Annotated in this window: 16 protein-coding genes; all 16 read right to left on the minus strand. The window is 27.6% G+C overall.

The window, feature by feature from the left end:
- Window positions 1–62: 62 nt before the first annotated feature.
- Window positions 63–8,027 (minus strand): phage tail tape measure protein, encoded by a 7,965-nt coding sequence (locus KM800_RS15620; protein ID WP_217811708.1) that lies wholly within the window; start codon window positions 8,025–8,027, stop codon window positions 63–65.
- A gap of 105 nt (window positions 8,028–8,132) precedes the next feature.
- Window positions 8,133–8,462 carry a hypothetical protein gene (locus tag KM800_RS02810; protein ID WP_217811709.1) on the minus strand — a complete coding sequence of 110 codons (330 nt, stop codon included), beginning with the start codon at window positions 8,460–8,462 and terminating at the stop codon, window positions 8,133–8,135.
- On the minus strand, window positions 8,440–8,673 hold the full coding sequence (locus KM800_RS02815; protein WP_136710901.1) for a hypothetical protein: 234 nt from the start codon (window positions 8,671–8,673) through the stop codon (window positions 8,440–8,442). The genes KM800_RS02810 and KM800_RS02815 overlap by 23 nt, the downstream gene beginning before the upstream one ends.
- Before the next feature lie 230 nt (window positions 8,674–8,903).
- Window positions 8,904–9,101, minus strand: coding sequence for a hypothetical protein (locus tag KM800_RS02820; protein ID WP_136710900.1), 198 nt, complete (start codon window positions 9,099–9,101; stop codon window positions 8,904–8,906).
- Window positions 9,102–9,164: 63 nt separating this feature from the next.
- Window positions 9,165–9,332, minus strand: a complete 168-nt coding sequence (locus KM800_RS02825) for a hypothetical protein (RefSeq protein WP_217811710.1) — start codon at window positions 9,330–9,332, stop codon at window positions 9,165–9,167.
- A 33-nt stretch (window positions 9,333–9,365) separates the two neighbouring features.
- On the minus strand, window positions 9,366–10,139 hold the full coding sequence (locus KM800_RS02830; RefSeq protein WP_217811711.1) for a hypothetical protein: 774 nt from the start codon (window positions 10,137–10,139) through the stop codon (window positions 9,366–9,368).
- Between the two features lie 221 nt (window positions 10,140–10,360).
- Window positions 10,361–10,555, minus strand: a complete 195-nt coding sequence (locus KM800_RS02835; RefSeq protein WP_136710898.1) for a hypothetical protein — start codon at window positions 10,553–10,555, stop codon at window positions 10,361–10,363.
- Window positions 10,527–10,763: a helix-turn-helix domain-containing protein gene (locus KM800_RS02840; RefSeq protein ID WP_136710897.1), complete on the minus strand. Its 237-nt coding sequence runs from the start codon at window positions 10,761–10,763 to the stop codon at window positions 10,527–10,529. The genes KM800_RS02835 and KM800_RS02840 overlap by 29 nt, the downstream gene beginning before the upstream one ends.
- A 19-nt stretch (window positions 10,764–10,782) precedes the next feature.
- A complete protein-coding gene (locus KM800_RS02845; protein WP_208936555.1) occupies window positions 10,783–10,923 on the minus strand; it encodes a hypothetical protein in 141 nt (46 codons plus the stop codon).
- Window positions 10,924–10,984: 61 nt separating this feature from the next.
- Window positions 10,985–11,815, minus strand: coding sequence for a hypothetical protein (locus tag KM800_RS02850; protein ID WP_217811712.1), 831 nt, complete (start codon window positions 11,813–11,815; stop codon window positions 10,985–10,987).
- Window positions 11,816–11,892: 77 nt separating this feature from the next.
- Window positions 11,893–12,465 carry a capsid assembly scaffolding protein Gp46 family protein gene (locus KM800_RS02855; RefSeq protein ID WP_217811713.1) on the minus strand — a complete coding sequence of 191 codons (573 nt, stop codon included), beginning with the start codon at window positions 12,463–12,465 and terminating at the stop codon, window positions 11,893–11,895.
- A gap of 17 nt (window positions 12,466–12,482) precedes the next feature.
- Window positions 12,483–13,040 (minus strand): hypothetical protein, encoded by a 558-nt coding sequence (locus tag KM800_RS02860; protein ID WP_136710894.1) that lies wholly within the window; start codon window positions 13,038–13,040, stop codon window positions 12,483–12,485.
- 12 nt (window positions 13,041–13,052) lie between these two features.
- Window positions 13,053–13,358 (minus strand): hypothetical protein, encoded by a 306-nt coding sequence (locus tag KM800_RS02865; RefSeq protein WP_217811714.1) that lies wholly within the window; start codon window positions 13,356–13,358, stop codon window positions 13,053–13,055.
- An 18-nt stretch (window positions 13,359–13,376) separates the two neighbouring features.
- Window positions 13,377–13,571, minus strand: a complete 195-nt coding sequence (locus KM800_RS02870) for a hypothetical protein (RefSeq protein ID WP_136710892.1) — start codon at window positions 13,569–13,571, stop codon at window positions 13,377–13,379.
- 597 nt (window positions 13,572–14,168) lie between these two features.
- Window positions 14,169–16,961: a hypothetical protein gene (locus KM800_RS02875; protein ID WP_217811715.1), complete on the minus strand. Its 2,793-nt coding sequence runs from the start codon at window positions 16,959–16,961 to the stop codon at window positions 14,169–14,171.
- Between the two features lie 742 nt (window positions 16,962–17,703).
- Window positions 17,704–19,218: a DEAD/DEAH box helicase family protein gene (locus KM800_RS02880; protein WP_217811716.1), complete on the minus strand. Its 1,515-nt coding sequence runs from the start codon at window positions 19,216–19,218 to the stop codon at window positions 17,704–17,706.
- Between the last annotated feature and the right edge of the window lie 58 nt (window positions 19,219–19,276).

Below are 19,276 nucleotides of genomic sequence, written 5' to 3' on the forward strand. Positions count from 1 at the left end.
TGTCTAATTATCCTTTATTAGAAATTATAGAGTAGATGTATAAATATCTACTCTATAAAATATTATTGCCTTTTAACAACTTTTGCGGGTAATTTATAAGTAAACGCATCTATTATATCATCACTATTAGTAGCATTTGGAAATTCAACTTTAGCAACATGTATATTTATTTCTTGTGTAGATGAAGTATTATTTGATATATTGCTAATATTCCCACTTAAATCAGATGAAGTGAATGGGACTATGCTATGAGGCATATTCAATTGTTCAATATTAGCTTTTTCCAATGCCTTTACCAAAACCATAAAATTCTCCGTATCATTTGGATTCAATATCATCTCTTTTTTATGTAATAAAGCTAATTTACCATTATCTCCTGCCCAATCTCCTGTATATCCACCTGTATCAAATTTACTTAAATCTACATTCTTATTAGTTGGTACAATACCATAATTTGTAGCTAAATAATCTTGATAGGTTTTATTAGTATCATATCTAGTAGTACCTGCTTGGCCACTAAATCCAGTCCCGTATTGAATATTTATTGAATCTCCATATTGTGCTTTTAATATAGCTGCATCTGATTCTTTAGCAAAAACGACTGGTCTAGTATCAACTGAACCAACTTGCGTAGGAGAATAAGATCCAGGACTAATTCCTGCTGCTGCCTGTGCTGCTAATAATTGATTTATTGCATCTATAGCTTGATTAACATTATCTTGTACTGTTACAACCATTTGTCCCATACCATTATAAGTTACATCATTAATATTAGACATACTTTGTGTAACAGTTGCTAGATTAGTATTTGCCCCTATATTAATAGCATAAGATTCATTCGTCTGTGCATCTTTTACAATAACTGTTTGCTGTGTAGTAGAAGTATCTGTTTGTTGTGTAGTTAATTGATCATATTTCTTCTGAGTACCTAATTGTTGTTGCTTAAATTTCTCTAAATCAGATAATGTAGCATTTCTGTCTTTACCATAGATTGCTGTTGCTCCTGATTGTTGAATTTGTCCTTGTAATTGATTGGTAAGTCCTCCGCCAACTACTACATCTCCTGCATTTAATTGTATTTTACTAACTTCTTTACTAGCAGTATCTATTACATCATATAAACTAGAATCAAGTGTTTTTACAGCATTTTGATAATCTGCTCCAGTAGCATAAACTTTTATCTTTTGTGCTGCCTCTCCACTTACATAATCAAATATTGCATTTGCAGTTTCTTGCCTGTTAGATCCAGATAGTCTAGTTGCTCCATTTAGATTTAATCCTTCTGTTGCACCTTGACCTCCTACAACTAAATCTCCACCTTGTAATTGCAATCCACTTCTAGCTTCTTCTGACATGTCTCCTATATCAACATACTGATATTTATCTCCAAATGCTGTTTTTGCATTTGCTAAATCTATTCCTGATCCAACAACTACATATGTTCCTCCTTGATTTATTCCATATTGAGCTATTTGCTGTTGAGTAGCATATCTATCTGCTCCCCATAATCTCGTCCCTGAACCTAAGTCCATTCCTTGTGTTACTGCTGCTCCACCAACTAAAACATCATTAGAAGTTAATTCTGCTTTAGATTTATCAAAATTTGGATCACTAATATCAACATACGTATATCCATTACTACCTAAAATGTTCTTAGCATTTGCTAAATCCGCACCACTACCATATACAACGTGTCCTTCTCCTGTCGTTTCTGTAGGATTAATTACACCATTTATACCATTCTGTGCATTGACAAAATTGGGATTTAATTTACTTATATCAGACAATATTGATTGTACAGATGAAGATACTGTACTTGTGATATTTCCAAAAGTTGTACCATATATATTTTCCATTTGAGATAAACTATCTGTTACAATTTTATTAATGTCAGTTTGGCCAGTAGAAAATAAATCTTTCTGATCATTAAAAGCATCTTCAATATTCTGTTTAATTCTATCCATTGTTTCTTGTCTGATTTGGACTTCTTGCTCTAATTGCTCTTTCTCATCATTTAATGAATCTTGTTGATGTTGTTGAGCAGTCTGTCTTTCCCAATCATTATTAGATGTTTGCTTATCTCTTAAATCTTTTTCGTCTTGATCTACTGTTGTCTGATTTGCTACATAAGTCCAGTTCCAATTACCATTCTTATCCTGAGTTAATTGTTGAACATTTCTCTCATTTTGATCTTGTTGAAGCTTTACTCTTGCTTCTTCTAAATCAAGAAGATTTTTATCTCTAGTCTCCTGCTCTTGTAGATTTTGTTCCTGCTTCTCCATAGCTTTTAACTGAGCATCTATAGCATTTTCTCTAGCTTTTGCAGCATCCTCAAATTCTTGTTTTGTCTGTCCACCATAAATTTGCTTTTCTACTAAATCTAATACCTGATTTTCTGTTTGCTCTTCTAACTGCTTATATTGATCTATCCTATCTTGCTGTATATCATTTTGCTTTTGTTGTAATGTATTAATTTGATCTAATAATTCTATTTTTTCTTCTGAACCATCTGTAAATCGACTAGCTTCATCTTGTAATAATTTAATCCTCTCAGAAATTATATCATTCTGCTTTTCATCATCTGATATAATTTTATTTATAAGATTTATCTTATCACTATATCCTTTATCGGTAGCATTATCTAATTCTTGTAATTTTGCTTTTAAATTAGTTATGTCATTTTCATATGATTTCAATTTATTTGATAACTCTAAATCAGCTATAGTATTTTCAATATCTGCTATATTCTTATTTGTATCTAATAAATCTTTATTTATTGCATCCTGTTCTTTCAACCATACTTGATTTGTTGTGCCATATTTTTCATTTGCTATTAACTGTTTAACATAGTTTAATTCATCTTCTCTAGCTGATTTTATTTTAAGCTGTTGTTCTAATTCTTCTTTTGCAATATCTAATTTACCCTGATAATTGTCTTTATCTTTAGTATCTAGTAAATCATACTGCTGTTGTAAGGTATCTAATTTATCTTGATAAATTTGAGTTTTAGCTTGATAATCAGCAGTTATCCAATCATCAAATGCCTGTTGCAATGTCTGTAACGCTTGTTGCTCTGTTGCTTTTAATTCGATTAATTGGCTCTGTAATTGTTGTATATAATTAGAGTTCCATCCACCTTTTTGAATCTGATTTTCTATGAATTTCTGCTTTGCATTATAGGTGTTATATTGAACATTCATATCCTGCCATTCTTGCTTTAAAAATTCAACTTTTTCCTTACTTCCTTCATTATACATATCTGCTTTAGTTTTTACTGCTTCAATAAATTTAGCATAAGAATTAATCTTATCATCAAATTGTCCCTCTTTAGCTTCTAATTCTGCCCATGCAACTTGATCTATTTGAGCTTTTAAATCTGGAATTGACTGTTGCAAACTTTCTACTTGAGATAATAAACTCTCATATCCTGATTGTGCTGTGTTAGCGGCATCTTCTCCAGACACGACACCTGTTGTAGTTGTTGAACTACTTGATGTACTACCAGAACCTCCAAATTGTGAATAATATCCCATTACTTTTTTAACATAATCTTGTGTTTCTGATATATTAGGTATAGAACCATGTACATTACCTGGCCCAGCATTATAAGCTGCTAATGCTAAAGGTATACTACCACTTTCATACTTTAGCATTTGTGCTATATATTTAGTTCCTCCCATAATATTCTGTTGAGCATCATAAGGATTTACACCCAGTCCACTTGCTGTACCTGGCATTAATTGCATTAATCCTATTGCACCTGCTGGTGAAATAGAACCTTGATTACCACCACTTTCTTGTTGAATTATTGCTTGAATAAGTGCGGTTGGTACTCCATATGTTGAACTTGCTTTATTTATATAACTAGCATAATTTCCACTTGCACTACCACTACTACCAGAAGAAGTACTCGTACTACTCATTGTATAATTTATTCCAGCATATTGATTTGCCATATTTTTTAATGAAGCTGCATTTGCATTATTAGCAGCTATATTTTTATTTGTTAAAGCTAATTGCTCTTGTAATGCTTTTTTCTTCTTTTCAAGAGTTGCTATATATTCATTAGAATGATCATTCATTGTACCTAAAGTATAATCATAATTTTTAATTGCTAATTGTACTTTATTAATTTCATCTTCATATACTTTCATAACATTAGTAGCTTCTTTTACTGCCTGAGTTGCTCTTTTTTGCATTTCTTCATTAAGTTTTGTAGCCTGTGTATTGGCATCTGTGGCATCAGTATTATCTTTGGTTGCCTTAGTATTTGCTTCTTCAGCACCTGAATTATCCTCATCAGCTTTTGAATCATCTTCGATAGATTTTTTCGCTTCCTCATATATTTTATTTACTTCAGACAAACTGTTAGATATCTTAGATGCAGCATCCGTATAACCAGATGCAGTTTTCTTGGCACTATCTTTTGTTTCCTTACTCCAGCCTGGCATACTATATAAAGCTTTTGTATTATATGCTTCTTCTTGTAGTATCTTCATCCTTGCAGTGGCTTGTTGATATGTCATAGTAGTTTCACCAACTTGGATATCTTGTGCTTGTTTACTAGCATCCAGTTTTATTTTTATCAAATCTTGTACTGACACGCCTTCTTTACCAAGTATACCTATCTCCGCATTTAATAATCCTGTATTTTTAATAGTAACATTACCATCTTTATCTTTTTGCGTAACTAATCCAGAAACTTCCCCACTTAATTTATTGGCAATAGTACTCATTTTATCTTGTATTTCTGCATTAGGAACAGATATTTGTTGTAATTTTTTATATTCGTTGCCCAATGAAATAATATTATCTTTATGGCTTATTTCTGCCTGTGATGTCTTGGAAATCTTTTCAACAGTGTCATTAATACCTATTTGTTGTTCTGCTTCTGTGTATTTATATATCTCACCAGTAGTACTATTAAAAGCTAATCCTGCATCTTTTAGAACCTTTTCTTGTTCTTTGATCTGATTATTTACCTTTGCCAATTTATCTAAATCAGGACTATTTCCAACTATGTTTTTACCAGCTATGCTTATACCAAAAGAGGGATCTTGCATTTGTCCTTGTATATCATTACGTTGTTTTATTAATTTTTGCAAATTTTCTTGAGTTTTCTTTAAATCTGATGTGTTAGATTTTATACCTGCTACATCATTCTCCTTCATTGCTTCGGTTAATCCAGAATAAGATTGCTTTAAGTCATCTGTTTGTTGTTTTAAATCCTTCTGATGTTGGATATGTTTAATTATTGCTACTCCTGCAACTCCTAATGCAGCTATAATCCATGTAATAGGATTTGTTAAGAATGCTAAACTTACAGCTTTTATACTTGTCGCTAACGCTGTAAATGAACCTGATAATGCATTGGTAATTCCTACTCCTTCGCTAATAACATTAAATAAAGCAAATGAAGCACTCATCTTTTTTAGTCCAGATGTAACTAAACTAGCATTTTTTATTATTAATATCATTGCAGTTCCTATTCCTGCTAATGCAATTCCAGATTTCGGTGCAGATGTTGTTATTGTGTCTAAAGATTGTATAAAACTTGTTAATCCTTGTAAAGCTTTATTTATAGTAGAACTTGATACAAGTGAAGTGTGTAAATCTTCTACTGCATGTTGGAAAGATTTTAATTTTGCTTCTGGACTATCTGCAAAAATATCCATTTTCTTTTGAGCATATCCAGCACTATCACCCATGTCTTTTAAGTTTTTATCTACTTGATCAAGATTGTTCATCAATGCTTGGAAATTATTAGCGTTTTCTGCTCCTGCAAAGGCCTTAGATATAGCCGATTTAGACACTTCATCTAGATTTTTCCACTTTTTAGATAACTCATCGATAACAGTTTCGTACGATTTAAATGTTTTAGGATCTGACCTCAAATTTATATTAGCATACCGTTTTAAGTCCCTTTCTACATTTGAAAGATCATCGCCTGAGAAGGCATCAAATTTCTGTCCTCCTTTTACGTTAAGAAAACGTGAGAACATAGTTGAAAAAGAACGTCCTATACTTGATGGATCTTCCCTCGTTACAGAACTTACAGTACTCTCGTAAGCCAATAAATGATTAAAGTCAACTTTTGCAGATTTGGCCATATCGGCAGATTTACTCATGCTTGTTGCCATTTCTGCAAATGAACTGGCACTACTATTATCTGTTTTAGTTAATTTATCTATAACTGTCATCATTTCTTTAGCATTGGATGTATTCATTTTAAATCCATTTGCCATAGCTATTAATTGGTCAGAAACCGTCTTAGTATCTTGCCCTGATAATGTAGCACCAAAACTACTAGCTTTTAATAAATTTTTAGTTTCACCGATAGAATTTCCTGCTCTAAGAAAATTCTCTGCTCCACTCATCATTTCACCAGTAGTAGAATGTACTTGTGTAGCTAAATCAGAAAATTGTTCTGTCAACCCTTTTACTTGTTGTTGATTCATTCCAGTAATCATCTGAATATTTGTCTGATTTTTACTGATATTCATAACATCTTGAATAGCTTCTTTTATTTGGTTAATTCCACCATATACTGCTGCACTTACAGCAGTCCATTGTAAGATACCCTTTATTGAACTTGCTAATTGAGATGCTAAAGTACCATGTCTACTACTTAAATCTTGAATACTTGTACTCATATTATGTACTGAACCACTACTCTCATCTAAAGTAGCTTTATAATTATGTACTATATTCTTACCTTCATTAACAGAATAATTAACTGTTTTCATAGTATTCCCAAGACTATCTACAGATTCCTTTACACTAGATACAGTAGCTTTACCATTATTTAATTCACTAAAATATTTTTGTATATCACTAAAACTAGAATTCATATTTAGACCAGTACTATTAAAGCTTCCTAAATTAGAACCCATACCTTTAATTCGCTGAACTTCAGTTCCTAATTCCTTCAATTTTTTAATTTGAGAATCTATATTTCCACTATCACCTTTAAAATTAGTTGAAGTATATAGTTTTTGCATTTCAGATCTTATTTGATTTATCTTACTTTCTGGAATTATATTGCCAAATTTAGATTTCAAATTATTTAATGCAATTTCCTGCTGTTTTATAGCATTGGTTATACTAATAATCTTACTCTGTTTTTTGTCTAAATCTGAAATAGATTGTCTAAGCCCTTGTTGTTCTGTACTAGATAAAACTTCATTTGCTCCTCTAGTTCTATTTATAGCAGAATTTATTGCATTATACGTATTTTCTAATTCTTTATATTGAGAAGAATCAACATCTATTTTACTACCATAATTATTACGAACGTTATTCAATTTGGACTGCTGTGAATCTAAGAAATTCTGTGTACTTTGTTGTAATTTTAAATTAGTTTCATATTCTTTACTTGCTTTAGATAATTCAATATACGTATTCTTTATTTGATTAGATTTTTCTTCAAAATTATTTATATTTAAAGAATCTAACTGTTTCTGTAATCCAACTATAGAATCAATTTTAATTCCTTGTAATTGTTTTACAGCATTATTATATTTACTCTTAAAATTATCTACGTTATTCAGCGTTTGGTCTAAATTATTTATCTCCTTGATATTATCTACACTGAAACTAATTGGAGTTAAATTCTTACCATCCATAAATTCATTAGCATTATATTTAATTTTATCGACTAAACCATTCAATTGTTGCAATTTAATTGTAAAGTCCTTTATCATCCCATTTTTATCAAATGTTGGATTTACGCTAATCTGCCCCATTTGCTTATATGTATTAATAATATCTTCAAAATTACCCTTGATTCCTGCTAAATCCTGTTTAGTTTTAACAGTATTTACCTGTAAATCAACAGATTTTGAAGCTGTATTTTGTACATTTTTAACTGCATCTAATATAGAATTCAGTTGTTTTATTGCTTTATCATCTTTTATATCAACACCTAACTCAATTTTTTGTTGAGTTATTTTATTTATCTGGTCACTAAGTTGTGTTTTTAAAGCATTTAATGAAGATTGATCCCAACCTATTTTTAATCCACTCAAATATTATTCCTCCCAATTTATCTATTTTTGCACTTTAACTTCATAAAACCATTTTAAAATCATATTTTCATCATCTCTTGCACCGATACGTTTAATTCGCCATGGTTATTGGACATATAATATTTTAAATTCAACATCAGTATCGCTTATATCAGATATAAAAGGCACTTCAAATTCTTTTATATCATCTCTATTAATACAAATTGTTTTCTTTTTCTTATAATCATTAAATATGAAGTATTTATTTGTAAACTTTTCTTTATCTTGTACTTTATAACTATAAATTTCAGGATTATTATTAAGCCAGTCCACAAATTCCGTTGATTCGGTAGCAGTAGTATATATATCTAATTTCTGTCTAAATCCTTTCAATATAACACTCACATTTATAAGTGTAGTATCTAAATCAATCTTATTTTTTCTTATTCTTGCCATTAATAAATTCCCCCAATTTATCTATTTTTTTATCCATACCATCCATTTTCTTATCTAATTTATCAAATTTATTATTAATCATTGTATTGTTTTCTTTTATGATACTAAATAATTTATCAAATCTTTTATTCAATCCAATTAAATCTATATCCTTGTTATCATAATTTTCTGATTTTCTTGTATATGAATATATCTTTTCTACATTTTCCATATTATAAATTTCTCCTCTTTAATTTAATTTTTAATTATATGCACCATTATAATAATCCCCACCTCGGGGGATTATAAATGTGAACTGATCTTCAATTTTTAGGCACCTTTACCTATAGACATTAAATCTATAGGTAAAATTCTTAAAGGAAATTACAAACAAAGCATAGTAATAAAATCATTATTTCTTTAGTTGAACATTTAAAATGTTTTGGTATGTAATTTTCCTGCTTAATAAATTTTTCCATAATATTTCTTGAGATTTAATAACTCATGCAGACAATCCATAAATTCTGGTGTCCTTTCAAATACAAATATTTTTCTATCTCCTTCAGGTATTTTTTTGAAATGATACCCTAAAAAATTCATAGCCATCGCTAAAGAAAATTTATTGATATTATATGTCGCTGTTATTTCTTTATAATCCATATAATTCCTCCTATATATAAAAGAATTCACTATTTTTAGTGAGTCATTTTTGTTTTCTATGTATTATTTATTTTGTTTATGTATAAGGTAAATTTCATGTGCTGCCAATTCTAACCTTGCTAATAATTGATCTCTTTCAACTGTGTCAAATATATGATTATTCCTATTCTCTTCTAATTTACCTTCGCATTTATATATTTCTTCTAATTGTTCTTCTAATCTTTTATCCATATATATAAATCTCTCCTTCTATAAATTTAAATTTTATGATAATACTGAATATATAGCACTATTTTTATAAGTCCACGCCAACGAGAATATGTTATTTTCTACTGGCACACCTGTCTTTTTTATAAATTTTTTGCATAATAAAAACTCCTTACTAGGGAGTTCTAAATTGAATCCAAATAATTTATTTAATTCATCTAGTTTTATATCTGTTTGTAAATATCCATCAACCATGTTTATACTTGCATATAGGTTATATTTATCTATTATTTTATAAAAATAATCCGCATCATGTTTTTCTAATATATCCATTAATTCTTTATATCCTAATATAGTATCTATATAATACGTTGCCTGTTTTTTATTAAAATAGTAAGATTTAAACATTGTATCTATACACAATATTACTTCTTTTTGTTCTTCTGTAAATATGTTAATATCCACATTTAGTATGCTCAATATTGTTATTAAAGTTGATCCTGCAAATTTATTATAATAGTTATGTCTACCAATATTACATAAACTATTTATATTAATGGCATCTTTGTTAATATTATTCGTCAAATGATTTCCAAAACACTTCCCTGAATATAAATCTGCATCCACTGCAATACAAGTGTTCGGAATAACTTCTATCCCCTGATTTTTGTATAATCCATAAAAAGAATAGAAATATTTTATATCCCATTTTTTATGTAATGTAAGATAATAGCAACTCATTAACGAATCTATATCGTTGCTTAGACACAGACAATATTGTCCTACTGTATTAATCCAATTTGGTAATCGTTTTATTATTTCTTTGTTCAAATAATTCGTGTTTTGATCGTAAAGTAACAATTACTATGTATTATTTATAATTCGAATATATTATGTTAATACAAACATTTATCCCCCTTCCTCTTGTGCTAGATTTTTACCTCTGCAACACTTCCACCTCCTGTAATTATATTTTCTGTTATCTCTAAAATCTCTCATATTTTCTCCTCTAATCTCTTTTTATTATTTATTCCTTTTTAAATAATTTAGGATTATCCAATATATTCATTATCATTGTTCCTCTCATTTTTCTTAGTGTTTTTAATTATTTTGTCCATTATTTCCTCATGAGCAGTATGCTTCTTATGCCCTGCATCTTTTAATCTTTCCTTGCTTTCCTTTTTCCACTTTTCAATTTTTAACTCAAACACTTCTTCTTTAGTCAGCTTCTTTTTTATTTTCTTCATTTTCAACTTCCTTTTCCTTGCTTTTATTTTTAGCTGATACTTTGTATACTGCATTTACATATTTATCATGCTGTGCCTTAGAATAACCATGTTTACCATTCTCAATCATTGAAATATAATTTTTAGATGTTCCCATTTCCTCTCCAATTTCTTTTTGTGTAACATCATGTATCAATCTTAGAAATTTTAATTTATCTGGACTTAACACCTAATCTCACTTCCTTTCATCAATTTTTCTTACTTAAATCTTTTATTTCAAGCAGTAAAGCTTGTATTATATCTTCTTTTATATTTAATTTTATTTGCAATTTTTCTAATTCATCTTTTATTTTATCTACCTCAAATTTTGTATATATTTGTTTATTCATATATAACTCCTTTTACATAAAAAAGATGGGAAAATACTATTCCCACCATTTTAAATATGTATTATACTATTGTTTTCTTTAACATAATTACCCCAGATTCATCTATCTGTTTTACAGCATAAATATATGTACCAACTATATCACTGGCATGTAATTTCTCTTCTCTTTCTTCTTTTATATCTATAGCTCTTTTCTCCATATATGCAAGTGCATTTTTCTTTATAATAAAAGATCTACATTCACCTGTAATAGAATCATAGGTGCTATGATTACTATGAAATACTGGTATCCCTCTAAAATAACCTATCATACCATTCCTAACTATTCCATTGCTTTGTTGATTATAAGTTTTACTTACATCTACAAATTCAGGCATACTATAAAAAGAACTATCTAGCATACTATTTATAACTATTCCTGCCATCTCATCTACATCAGATTCATCTCCAAATAAAGTCAATGCTTCATTTAATTCATTGGCAGTAATTGCTTTCCCATCTGCTGTAGCAGTTTTAAGAGGCGTTTTAGATGCTTCCTCTATCAAATCTTTATCCAGTGATCTTGCAAACACTATAGCTTGCTGAGAAGAAGCTTCCTCAATTTGATTTCCTAATGCTGTCATATCATCAATATCAAAAACCCTTATTATAGAGTCCTTCATTAATATTGTTGCAGTAGAATCATCCTGGTCTAAAGTTTGTATTGGTGATTGTGTTCCTTTTGTAACTTCATTAGCGTCTCCTATGGTTTTAAATTTTGGAAAATGTATTGTTTCCCCTACAGTAGTATTTTTTAAATCTCCTAGTGGAGCAGCTAAAAGTGCTACCCTTACTTTCCCTTCAAATTTCTCTCTTGTTAATTTACTGTATACCTCTGGTATTATTAAACTCATTAATAATCAGATCCTTTCTTATTTTTAATTTTTAATATAATAAAAAAGCCACCTACAAAATTTATGTAGATAACTTTTTATTTACTTAATTTATCATATAATTCTTTGTTAGTATCATATAGATCCATTCTTTCCATAATTCCCATTTTCTTAAATTGTTCTTTTGTAATAGAAACTAATTTAGATTTGTGAGAACCTGGTTTAAAACTATTATCTATTTTGCTATTAGTAAATATCTCCTTTAAATTTCCAATTTCATCAGACAATTTATCATCTTCAATTCCTGATAAATACTTTGCTAATTGTTCAGGTAAGCCCTGCTCTTTCAATTTACTAGATACATTCATTACCTTTTCTTTTTTAGCAACTTCTTTTTCCTTATCCTCAAGTATCTTCAATCTTTTTTCCAATTCAATTTCAGCTTCTGATTTATCCTTAGGTTTATATTTTTTCAATTCTTCCTCTGCTACATTTAATTTTTCACCATATGTATTTTTAATTTTACTTGTTTCAGCTTCAATTAATTTATTTACATCATCTTTAGGCAAATAATCCTTGTAACCTTCCTTGGTCTTAGTAATTTGCTCAGTTATATATTTATTTACTCCTTTTGTTTGTTCTTCACTTAAATTTAAATCTTTGATATCCATATAATCTTCCTCTCAAATTATTTATTTTTTATTCTAGCTTTAGTCTCTACAATTTTATCTAATATTTCTTCCTTTATTTCTTGAGTTTCGGCAATATCATATTCTTTCTTCAACTTGGACAATAACTCTTCATCACTCATCTGTATTTCTACTACTTTTTGTTTTATATCTTCAGGCAATTTGGCGATATTTTTATCTAACTCTTTATTTACCTTGTCAATGCTTTCTTTAAATTCAGTGAATCTATTCATAAGATCAATAAATTCTCTATTAATTTCTGTAATGAATTTTATAAAAGCATTATTTGGTGGATACGCTAACATACTTTTAAATTGTTCTAATTCAATATCCTTTTTGACATTGGTTAAAATATCTATGAGCCTATAAACTAGCTCATCATATTGTTTTTCTTTTTTAATATCTACAGAATTAAGCTTATCTAATAATCCCTTATTAATGCTGTGGAATTTTATTCTACCTTTTGTAAGTGGTTCAATTATCCTAGTAGCTTCCTTACCTTCTTTATCCATATAAAACTCTAATTCCCTATCTTTTGTAAAATCTGATAACTTCATTTAACTTACCCCCTATATTATTTCTTTAGATAATTTTTGTAATTTTTTATGTATTCTTTCAATTTCATATGATGAAATATCAAAATCATAAGCTATATTTCTTATTTCTGCAACGTCTTTTAAGTATGTATTTTGTTTGTTACAAACATCAAACAAAATATCAATCAAATCATTTTTTGTTTGAATAATTTCTATATAACAATCCTGTACATGCTGTGTATATTTTTTTTTATTACAATATTCATCTAACTCTTCATAAGTCATATTTTCTATTTTTTTGTCCTTTGCTTCTTTTCTTGTATCTCTTTTTAATTCCATAAAATAATCTCTCCCTTTTTAATATTTAAGTATAAAATTTTTTAATTTATTAAATTTGTCTTCTCTAATTTCTCTTCCATCCCTTGCAAAATGAGCCACATCATATCTTTTAATTCCTGCTGCTCTTGCAATAAAGGCGAAAGATATTCCTTTTTTATCTTTCATTTGTAATACTTTTTCTCTTATTACTTGTCTTGCTCCATCATCATTCAATTTTCTCCTCTCCTTATTAAATAGTCTGTGCTTAATTTTTTTAATTTAAGTATATACCAGTATAGCAATACCAACGGTTGACACTAGCTTTACAACTTAGGTATTAGTTTGTTTTGTGCTATAAAAAAAGAGAATACAAAGTGTACTCTCTATATCTCCAAAATTAAGATACTTAATAAATTAATTAAGTACCTACATAGCATTTTCCCCTATGTGCGTCTAGTTTTTTCTTAATGGCAAAGGGGCAGGATCTGAACCTACATCAAAACTAGCAAAAATTACCGATAAATAATTTAGCATACCAGAATCATTCTAGCTAAAAAATAGCTAGAATCAATTATCTATTTCTTCAGATAATTCATTTTAACTATTTTTATATAATTTTCTATTGACTATTGTAATTTAAATATGTTATAGTATATTTGTATTATTATATAGTTTTTTAGATGAAAATATATAAATATTATGGAGAGGTATAAATACTAGGCATATAGCTGTTCTTTCGGGATTCTTGGTATACCTTCCCATCATACCTCTCTACCATATAGGAACCAAATTTCAACTCACTTGTTAAGTATTTTTTATGAAACTTTAAAACTAGTTGTCTAACAAATTTCCAAAATGAATGTTTTTTTCCAAAATATTATTTTTTGTCTTAAATACATTTAAAAATATATCTTTATCTGCTTGATATAATGAATTTAATAAATCTAATTTGTATTTGCATTCAATAGGAGTAAAATATTTTTCTTTATGAAACACTTTATAAATGATAGCATATACAGTTTCTGATTTAATTTTATATCTCTTTATTTTACTCATTCCCTTAGATTTATTATCATCTAATTTATTATATTTTTCTAATTCTTGCGATTTTGATAACTCATTATATTTTTTATATTTTGCTTCAATAGATTTTTGTTTATTTGTAATTTCCATAATACAACTTACAATATTTTCTATTTGTCTCTTTTTTGCTTTTTTAATATCAAGATCAACCAATAATGTATCTAATTCAATTGTAGGAATTGAATCTGCATCTTTAACATCCAATATTGATTGAAGATAATCCATACTTGTATCGTATTTTTTAATTTTATTTTTTATCTTCTTACTTTGATTAATATATTTAAAAAATTCTGGTTTTTTATCATATAATATATTAGTATTAGCAAGATTTTTTATTTGTAACTCTATATCTACATCGTACATTCTTTTGGCACTATCAATACAAATTTCGGATAATACTGTACATATATCTACTCCCTGCAATAATTCATTTAATTTATTTTTATCCTTACTATTTTTATTTATTAAATCCCAATATGTACTCATATACAATTGTCCTAAATTAACCACAGTTCCAATATTTTTTTGACTTGTTGCTAATATATTATCTATTCGAGCCATATCTTCTGAGCATACTGTATATCTGTTTTTATTTTTTTCGGTATCAATATTGGAAGATACTTTCTTATTCTTAGTATCATCTATTAAATCCACCCCATTTTCACATACCTTATAATTTTGATTATTATAACATTTCTTAGCATTCTCTAGCAAAGTAGCATTTCTGACTAAAAGTAATACATCACTGTCATAATCCATGCCTGACAATATCCTTTGTATCGGAAATTCAATTGCATTTATAGCAATAATATTAGGTGTTAAATTGAAATACTCTTTAATAAATTCATTATCTTTATTATGTAAAATCAATACATTAGAAGGAGATGTATGTGGATTTCTAAAAGCAACATATTCTTTATCAAATGGATGTAATGTAGTATATACTTCATTTGTTTTAAATTGCTGTTCACTATCCCATTTATGTAATAATATATTATTTTTATCTACTGGTAAGATTCCTATAGCATGGTACATATATTCCACCAGATTTCCAGCTATAGTACAATAGTCTGCTTCTAATCTAATCTTACCTTTCTTTACATGAGTAATATATTTATGTATATCTTTTTTCCTTTTGTCTTTAAATACCTTGGTATTAACTATTTTAATATTTCTATTATATAAATCAACTAACATGTTATTTGAATTTATTGTATTAGCTGTATTCTTCAAATATTGTATATATGTTTCAATATCATTTTTTAACTTATCTATATAATAAAGTTCAAACTCACTTAATTTTGCCATACCATCAAGATTAATAGGAATAGAATTTAGCATCTGGTAGCTCATCTGATTTATAATATTACCTTTATCATTTTTACCTTTTGTACTTTTTTGCTCACTTTTACAAATTCCAAAAATACAATTTTCTTTCTCTATTTTTCTTTTCCAATGCAACCACATTTTCTTTTTGTTATTGTCTTTTACAACATAAAATTTTAATGCTTTTAAAGAGTTAGGAGTAATAATCATATGTACGTCTTTAGCATATATAGCTTCATCAAACATATTTTTTAATTGCCAATCATTATAATTTATGTTTTCAGGACAATTATTCTTCAGAAAAGATTGTAAATTGCAATTAAATACACAGCTTTTAAACATATGATTTCTAAGTAACATCATACCTTTACCAGTTTTAAAGTAACTGCTATCTAAGATCCCTTCACCGTCAAACAAATCATTTTTCATCTTTATATTTTTCTTTTGACTAAATAATTCTTGATTTCCTTTTTCTTTTTTCTTAACAACATTACAGTCTATCGGAAACACGCTCTTTACATCATCAATAATTAATATATTTTTAGTATTAATTTTTATAATATCTTCAATATGACTGCTAACCAATGATTCATAACTTAAAAGTCCTGGAAAATCTATATCATTTCTTCCTTCCAATCTCATTCCCATTCTTGCCCAATTTATCATAGTATCTCTTAAAGATTTTTTAATAAATAATACTTGTCCAGTACGTGACTTAGATGAAGATCTTTTATATACAACAAAATCAACTTTTTCAGTTTTTTTCTTACTATTTTCATCTATATAATGGAATGTTAATATAAATCCTTCTTTATATAATAAGCTTCTTAATTTATCATTTTTTATTTCTTTCCATTTATCTAATGCAATTTCTTCAGATATTTCATTTATATAAAGCTTTAATTTTTGTATATATTCTTTATTTTTTTGAGTATCAGGAGATATAGTTTTTAATTTTTTATTTATGATTGATATTACTTCATTACCAGATTTTACTTTTTGCTTAAATTTAACATTTATAATATCATTAGTCATAATTTTATTATATCTTTTACTGCTAAATGTCTTAAAACCTTTTTGATTATGTAAGTGTCTTAATTCCAGTGAATATGGAATCATACCACAATAAGAAGTATTTAATTCATTCTTTCTATTTAAATGTTCCCAAATTTCAGAACCTTCAACAGACATTATGTATATATTATTATTTTCCATTATAAATCAATCCCTCTTTTTTATTTTATGTGCTAAATTGTACAAATATAATTTATCTGGCCTGCACCTACAGATATTAAATCTATTGCATTTTAAATGCTTTGCTTTAGTTAGAAATTTTAAACCCTTATTTCAAGCCATTTGAGGTTGTACTATATGACCAGATAACCATATACCTATATAGGATAACCTTATAAGATATATTATTAATGTAACCGATACGTTTTAAACGTAATGTTGAATCCCCAACGTTGGGGATTTAAATAATTTTAAAGCCATCAACAGATTTATGATCGGGATATTTTCGTTCCCATCAATAAATATATATATAATAGTTCTATGAACCTATGGTCGATTAAGTTGCAAAGAACCGCAACATTAACCTCCTGTCTTTGCCACTACGTGTCAAATCCAATATACTTTTTTTAATAAATGTATAAGTGGAATTTCCCCGATTCACTGAAAACTTCTTAGAGCGTATTCTTACGCTTATCAAATTATAGAGAATATTATTCTAAGGGACTTATAGTCTCCCTCTTATATGTATTGTCAACCTGTCTTATAAATTCCATTTACAATAAATTATATATACTAAGAATACGACCTGTAGTCGGATTCTTAAGGCAGGTAATCCTTTAGGATTACCGACTCTCTCCCTTTGAACTAGAACTCTTTTTATTTTTGGGGTCGTTTTATGCAATAACCTCTATATAGAGCTTGTGGGTGTTTTTGACCCCAAAAATTATTCTTCTTTATATATTAATTTACCAACTATCCAATATCTTTTACCTCTATTAAGATTCTTATTTCCATTATTTAATTTTCTTCTCTTGTCTATATCATGATTAATCGTATAAGGCAGTCCTAAATCTTTTAACCACCCATTTAATGTATGTCTTCCCATTGTTCTAGCTTTAAGGCCTGCTTTATTAAATATCTTCTTCAATTCTTTTCGTTCATCTGAAAACAATTTTGTACCTTTTATATTTTCTAAATAATTTATTAATATATCCTTTTCTTTTTGTTCTTCTAATATTATATAGTTGTATTTTTGACTGTTATTATAAAATCCAAATATATTTGCTAAATACTTACAATATCCGAAATTACCAAGTTGTTTCATTTTATTAATATTCAATAAATCTATTTTGCATTTGAAATACATCATCTCATTTATTTTTTTAGTACATTTATTATTTTCTTCTACAGGATCATCATATATTATATTAGAGTAATCATTTTGTCTAGGATATTTTAATATATAGTTTTTGATACCATTCTCTTTTAAATAATCTGCCATTTCAATTTTTTTATTGAGTTGAGTTTCTATTCCACCAAGTTGTTTATTTGTTATTGTTTTAATATATATATTTACATAATCATCTAAACTTTTTATTCTCTTCCTTCCAATACATTGAATTAAGCTTCCTACATCTTTTACATCACAAACTATATGTTTTATATCAGTATCAATTAAATTTATTCCAGCATCCATACAAGTGGTTGTTATTAGGATATTTTCTTCAAACTTTTCTTTTACTAGCATATCCATTACTTTTTCCTGATCTACTTTTTTAAAATATTGTTTATTGTTTCTGCTACAATTAAATAAACTATATTTTTCAAATTGTAAATATAAGCCATATGCTTTTTGGGCAGATTGTATAAAAAATATTATTTTTTCACTTGTTTTTATTGCATCTTTGGCTAATTCTACTAAAGTCGTATCATAGTTAAAAAATACTAAATTTTCAAATTTATATTTTATAGGTAAACTATAATCTATTGTTTTTATTTTTTTCTTTCTATTTAAATATTGTTTGATGTAATCTCCAGTGGCAGACATAAATATTTTTGTGACATTTTGAGATAATATTAAATTTAGAGATATATCTGTTGTTTTATTAAAGGCAGCATCTGATAGGAAATAATGGAATTCATCGCAGACTATATATTGATATTGATCTAATAAATTTTTATATTTATGTATTTCTTTAAATTCTAATTTTTGATATGTATGTATATCTATTACATCTATTTTTTTATCTTTATTAATTTCATTTTGAAACTGATTTACACAATTTGTTCTATGTATTAGCATTAGTATTTTCTTATTATTTTTCTTTGCAAAGGCATATAGAATATTTTTTATAAAATAACTTTTTCCTGTACCAGTTCCTGCTGTGATTGTTACAGTATTATTATTCCATTGTCTAATATCATCAATTTTGATAATTTCACTTATTCTTTTATCCATTCAATTTCCCCCAAATTTGATATTTTTAATTTAATTTGGTAAGGTAGGGTAATACCCT

Source organism: Clostridium tyrobutyricum, from assembly GCF_019144085.1.
GTDB classification, from domain to species: Bacteria; Bacillota; Clostridia; order Clostridiales; family Clostridiaceae; genus Clostridium_B; species Clostridium_B tyrobutyricum_A.

Bases quoted from the DNA above. Each gene is read 5' to 3' on its own strand.
- KM800_RS02810 (WP_217811709.1), bottom strand. From the start codon at position 8,462: ATGGCAAGAATAAGAAAAAATAAGATTGATTTAGATACTACACTTATA.
- KM800_RS02815 (WP_136710901.1), bottom strand. From the start codon at position 8,673: ATGGAAAATGTAGAAAAGATATATTCATATACAAGAAAATCAGAAAAT.
- KM800_RS02820 (WP_136710900.1), bottom strand. From the start codon at position 9,101: ATGGATTATAAAGAAATAACAGCGACATATAATATCAATAAATTTTCT.
- KM800_RS02825 (WP_217811710.1), bottom strand. From the start codon at position 9,332: ATGGATAAAAGATTAGAAGAACAATTAGAAGAAATATATAAATGCGAA.
- KM800_RS02835 (WP_136710898.1), bottom strand. From the start codon at position 10,555: ATGAAGAAAATAAAAAAGAAGCTGACTAAAGAAGAAGTGTTTGAGTTA.
- KM800_RS02845 (WP_208936555.1), bottom strand. From the start codon at position 10,923: ATGAATAAACAAATATATACAAAATTTGAGGTAGATAAAATAAAAGAT.
- KM800_RS02850 (WP_217811712.1), bottom strand. From the start codon at position 11,815: ATGAGTTTAATAATACCAGAGGTATACAGTAAATTAACAAGAGAGAAA.
- KM800_RS02855 (WP_217811713.1), bottom strand. From the start codon at position 12,465: ATGGATATCAAAGATTTAAATTTAAGTGAAGAACAAACAAAAGGAGTA.
- KM800_RS02860 (WP_136710894.1), bottom strand. From the start codon at position 13,040: ATGAAGTTATCAGATTTTACAAAAGATAGGGAATTAGAGTTTTATATG.
- KM800_RS02865 (WP_217811714.1), bottom strand. From the start codon at position 13,358: ATGGAATTAAAAAGAGATACAAGAAAAGAAGCAAAGGACAAAAAAATA.
- KM800_RS02875 (WP_217811715.1), bottom strand. From the start codon at position 16,961: ATGGAAAATAATAATATATACATAATGTCTGTTGAAGGTTCTGAAATT.
- KM800_RS02880 (WP_217811716.1), bottom strand. From the start codon at position 19,218: ATGGATAAAAGAATAAGTGAAATTATCAAAATTGATGATATTAGACAA.